Origin of the sequence: Nocardia sp. NPDC060220, assembly GCF_042727815.1 — a bacterium.
Taxonomy (GTDB): domain Bacteria; phylum Actinomycetota; class Actinomycetes; order Mycobacteriales; family Mycobacteriaceae; genus Nocardia.
Genome location: NZ_JBHWZY010000555.1, coordinates 1 through 4,666, shown reverse-complemented (window position 1 = coordinate 4,666; position 4,666 = coordinate 1). Strand labels below are relative to the sequence as shown.

Annotated in this window: 3 protein-coding genes; 1 reads left to right on the top strand and 2 read right to left on the bottom strand. The window is 67.6% G+C overall.

Annotated features, from left to right (window positions below):
• Both ACFWF3_RS24950 and ACFWF3_RS24945 read right to left on the bottom strand, forming a co-directional pair.
• Positions 1–1,125 (bottom strand): AMP-binding protein (locus tag ACFWF3_RS24950; protein ID WP_379315630.1); only part of this gene is annotated, 1,125 nt, incomplete at its 3' end.
• Between the two features lie 72 nt (positions 1,126–1,197).
• Positions 1,198–2,028: a PAC2 family protein gene (locus ACFWF3_RS24945; RefSeq protein ID WP_235569430.1), complete on the bottom strand. Its 831-nt coding sequence runs from the start codon at positions 2,026–2,028 to the stop codon at positions 1,198–1,200.
• Positions 2,029–2,220: 192 nt separating this feature from the next.
• Between ACFWF3_RS24945 and metH the strand changes: the two genes are divergently transcribed.
• The coding region (gene metH / locus ACFWF3_RS24940; RefSeq protein WP_379315628.1) for a methionine synthase at positions 2,221–4,666 on the top strand (2,446 nt) is incomplete at its 3' end.

Sequence of the window (4,666 nt, the reverse complement as noted above, 5' to 3'; positions counted from 1 at the left end):
GCCCAGATCGATGCGCAGACCGAACAGCTTGGCGAAGCGGCTGCGCCTGCCGACGACCTGGTACAGCCCGTCGGGCGTGCGCCGGGCCAGATCGCCGGTCCGCAGCGCGTCGACCGTGCGGCCCAGTGCCAGGTCGGCCGAGCGGTGGGCGTAGCCGAGCATCACGTTCGGGCCGTGGTAGACGAGTTCCTCCGCGGCGCCGTCGTCGACCGGTGCCAAGGTGAAATGCCCGCCCGGGACGGGGATTCCGATGCAATCGGGGTGCTCGTCCGCCGATTCCGGTGGGAGATACGCCATTCGGGCGGTGGCCTCGGTCTGGCCGTACATCACGAAGAACCGCCAGCCCGCGGCCGCGCCGAGCCGCGCGTAGGTCCGGACCCTGGCCGGGTCGAGCCTGCCGCCCGCCTGGGTCACGTATCGCAGATCGGGCAGTGACATCCGTGCGAAGCCGATCCGGTCGAGGAGATCGACGGTGTAGGGCACCGCGGCGAACGAGGTGGCCCGGTGCTCGCGGAACTCGTCCCAGAACTCGGGCTCGAGCACGGAGCGCTCGGTGAGCAGCAGGCTCGCGCCGCGCAGCAGATGACTGTGGACCACCGACAGGCCGTAGCAGTAGAACAGCGGCAAGGTGGTCGCCGCGACGTCGTCCGGGCCGATGCCGAGGTACTCGGCGATGGATTCGGCGTTGGCGCCGAGATTGCGCGCCGACAGCCGCACCAGCTTCGGCGACCCGGTGGACCCGGAGGTGCTGAGCAACAGCGCCAGCTCCGGATGCAGCCGGTGCGCCGACCGCGCGCGGTTCGCGATGACCCGACCGCGGTCGATGATCACATCCGGGTCGTAGGTTGCGGCCAGTTCGCCGGTGAGCTCGCCGGTGAGCAGGACCGCGCACCCCGCGTCGAGTGCGCCGAGGTAGGCGACGAGGGAGTCCAGATCGTTGCCCGCGGTGAGCGCGACGAGCCGGCGGACCGGTCCCAGTTCGCCCGAGAACTCCGCGACGCGGTCGGCGAGCTGGGCGTAGGTCACCGAGGTGATGGTGGCGGCGGACGCGGGCCCCACCGGGTGCAGCACCGCGACGCGGTCGTCGAAACCACGCAGATGGGCGAGGATCGGCAGGGTCGGCACGCGAAAAAGTCTAGGTGGCGTGCCGAGGGCGGCCGGGAGGCGCCTGTGCGGCGAACTCCCGGTGAACGAGAACTAGAGGCCGAAGCTGCCGGGCCCGCGTCTGCGCAGGTACTTCTCGAACTCGGCCGCGATGGCGTCGCCGTCGATCTTGGACATCGTCTCGTTGAGGTCGATCGCCGCGTCGCCGCGCTCCTCGAGCGAGCGCACGTACTCGCTGATCTCCTCGTCGCCGAGGGTCATCTCGTTGACCGCGGCTTCCCACTCCTCGGCTTGTTTCGGCAGCTCACCGAGCGGAACCTCGATATCGAGGACGTCTTCGACCCGGTGCAGCAGCGCGATCGTCGCCTTCGGGTTCGGCGGCTGCGACACATAGTGCGGGACGGCGGCCCAGAACGACACCGCGGGCACCCCGGCCTTCACACACTGGTCCTGCAGCACGCCGGTGATTCCGGTCGGGCCCTCGTACCGGGTCTGTTCCAGGCTGAATCGCTCGGCGGCCTCGGGGCTGTAGGCCGAACCGGTCACCGGCACCGGCCGGGTGTGGGGGGTATCGGCCAGCAGCGCGCCGAGGATCACGACCGTCTCCACGCCGAGTTGCTCGATGAACTCGAGCAGGTCGTCGCAGAAACTGCGCCATTTCATGTTCGGTTCGATGCCACGCAGCAACACCACGTCGCGGTCGCTGCCGGGCGGGGAACACACCGACAGCATCGTCGAGGGCCACTGGATCTCCCTGGTCACCCCGTCGACCTGACGGACTGTCGGCCGGTTCACCTGGTAGTCGTAGTAGTCCTCGGAATCGAGTTCGGCCAGCGGCTCGGCATCCCAGATCAACTCCAGATGTTCGATGGCGCCACTGGCGGCATCGCCGGCGTCGTTCCAGCCCTCGAAGGCGGCAACCATGACGGGATTGCGCAACGTCGGCAGTTCCGTCTCGGGGGTCTCACTGGCATCCACCCGGTCAGCCTAGTGTCTTGTGCGAATTGTTTTGCGGTGACCGACGGTGTTGCGTGTTTCCACCGGGAACAGTGGCGCAGGCCACTCGATTCACCCACAGTGGTCTCGTTCGTCGGGGGTGCCCTCTAGTCTTGAATCATGTCTGCGTCCTTGCCCACCGGGTTCGATACCACGCTCCTCGACACGCTGCGGCGGCGTGTCGTCATCGGCGACGGCGCGATGGGCACGATGTTGCAGGCCGCGGATCTGTCGCTCGACGACTTCCGCGGCCTCGAGGGATGCAACGAGATCCTCAACGACACCCGCCCGGATGTGCTCGCCGAGATTCACCGCGCCTACTTCGCGGCGGGCGCGGATGCGGTGGAGACCAACACCTTCGGCTGCAACCTGCCCAACCTCGCCGACTACGACATCTCCGACCGGATCCGCGATCTGTCCGAGCGCGGTACCCGCATCGCCCGCGATGTCGCCGACGAGATGGGTCCGTCCGCCGACGGCACCCCGCGTTACGTCCTCGGCTCGATGGGCCCCGGCACGAAGCTGCCGACCCTGGGCCACGCGCCGTTCGTCTCGCTGCGCGACGCCTACACCGAAGCCGCGCTCGGCATGCTCGACGGCGGTGCCGATGCCATCCTCATCGAGACCTGCCAGGACCTGCTGCAGGTCAAGGCCGCGATCACCGGCAGTCGCCGGGCCATGATCGCGGCGGGCCGCCGGATCCCGATCATCACCCACGTCACCGTGGAGACCACTGGCACCATGCTGGTCGGCAGTGAGATCGGCGCGGCGCTCACCGCGCTGGAACCGCTCGGCATCGACATGATCGGGCTGAACTGCGCGACCGGGCCCGCGGAGATGAGTGAGCACCTGCGGCACCTGTCGCGCCACGCCACCATCCCGGTGTCGGTGATGCCGAACGCCGGTCTGCCGGTGCTCGGTGCCAACGGCGCCGAGTACCCGCTCACCCCCGAAGAGCTCGCCGTCGCGATGAGCGGGTTCGTGTCCGAGTTCGGGCTCTCGCTGGTCGGTGGCTGCTGTGGCACCACCCCGGAGCACATTCGCCAGGTCGCCGAGGCGGTGCGTGAGGTCGAGAAGACGCTGCCCGCGATCGAGGATCGTCGCCACCCCGAGCACGAGCCTGCCGTCTCGAGCATGTACACCGCGGTGCCGTTCGAGCAGGACGCGTCGATCATGATGATCGGCGAGCGAACCAATGCCAACGGCTCCAAGGCTTTCCGTGACGCGATGCTGGCCGCCGACTGGCAGCGGTGCCTCGAGATCGCCAAGGACCAGACCCGCGACGGCGCGCACATGCTCGACCTCTGCGTCGACTACGTGGGCCGCGACGGTGCCGACGACATGAACGAGCTGGCCTCACGGCTGGCCACCGCCTCGACGCTGCCGATCATGCTCGACTCCACCGAGGTGCCGGTCTTGCAGGCGGGTCTGCAGCATCTGGGTGGCCGGTGTGCGGTGAACTCGGTGAACTACGAGGACGGCGCAGGCCCGGATTCGCGGTTCCAGCAGATCATGCGGCTGGTCTCCGAGCACGGTGCCGCCGTCGTCGCGCTGACCATCGACGAAGAGGGTCAGGCTCGCACGGCCGATCACAAGGTCGCGATCGCCGAGCGGCTGATCGACGACATCACCGGCAACTGGGGCCTGGCCGAGTCCGACATCATCATCGACACCCTGACGTTCACCCTGGGCACCGGGCAGGAGGAGTCGCGCAAGGACGGCGAGGAGACGATCAAGGCCATCCGCGAGCTCAAGCGCCGCCGCCCGCAGGTGCAGACCACCCTGGGCCTGTCGAATATCTCCTTCGGTCTGAACCCGGCCGCCCGGCAGGTGCTGAACTCGGTGTTCATGCACGAATGTGTCGAAGCGGGACTGGATTCGGCGATCGTGCACGCGTCGAAGATCCTGCCGATGAGCCGGATCCCCGACGAGCACCAGCAGGTGGCCCTCGATCTGATCTATGACCGCCGCACCGAGGACTACGACCCGCTGCAGAAGCTGATGGCGTTGTTCGAGGGTGTCTCGACGGCCTCGTCGAAGGCCTCGCGCGCCGAGGAAATGGCGCTGCTGCCCTTGTTCGAGCGTCTCGAGCGGCGCATCGTCGACGGTGAACGCAACGGTCTCGGTGACGATCTCGACGAGGCGATGCAGACCGTGCCGCCGCTGCAGATCATCAACGAGACCCTGCTCTCGGGCATGAAGACCGTCGGTGAGCTGTTCGGTTCGGGCCAGATGCAGCTGCCGTTCGTGTTGCAGTCGGCCGAGGTGATGAAAACCGCTGTCGCGCACCTGGAACCGCACATGGAAGCCACCGACGACGCGGGTAAGGGACGGATCGTGCTGGCCACGGTGAAGGGCGATGTCCACGACATCGGCAAGAACCTGGTCGACATCATCTTGTCCAACAACGGCTACGAGGTGGTGAACCTCGGTATCAAGCAGCCCATCGCCACCATTCTCGACGCCGCGCAGGACAAGAAGGCCGATGTGATCGGCATGTCCGGGCTGCTGGTGAAGTCGACCGTGGTGATGAAGGAGAACCTCGGTGAACTCAACTCCAAGGGTG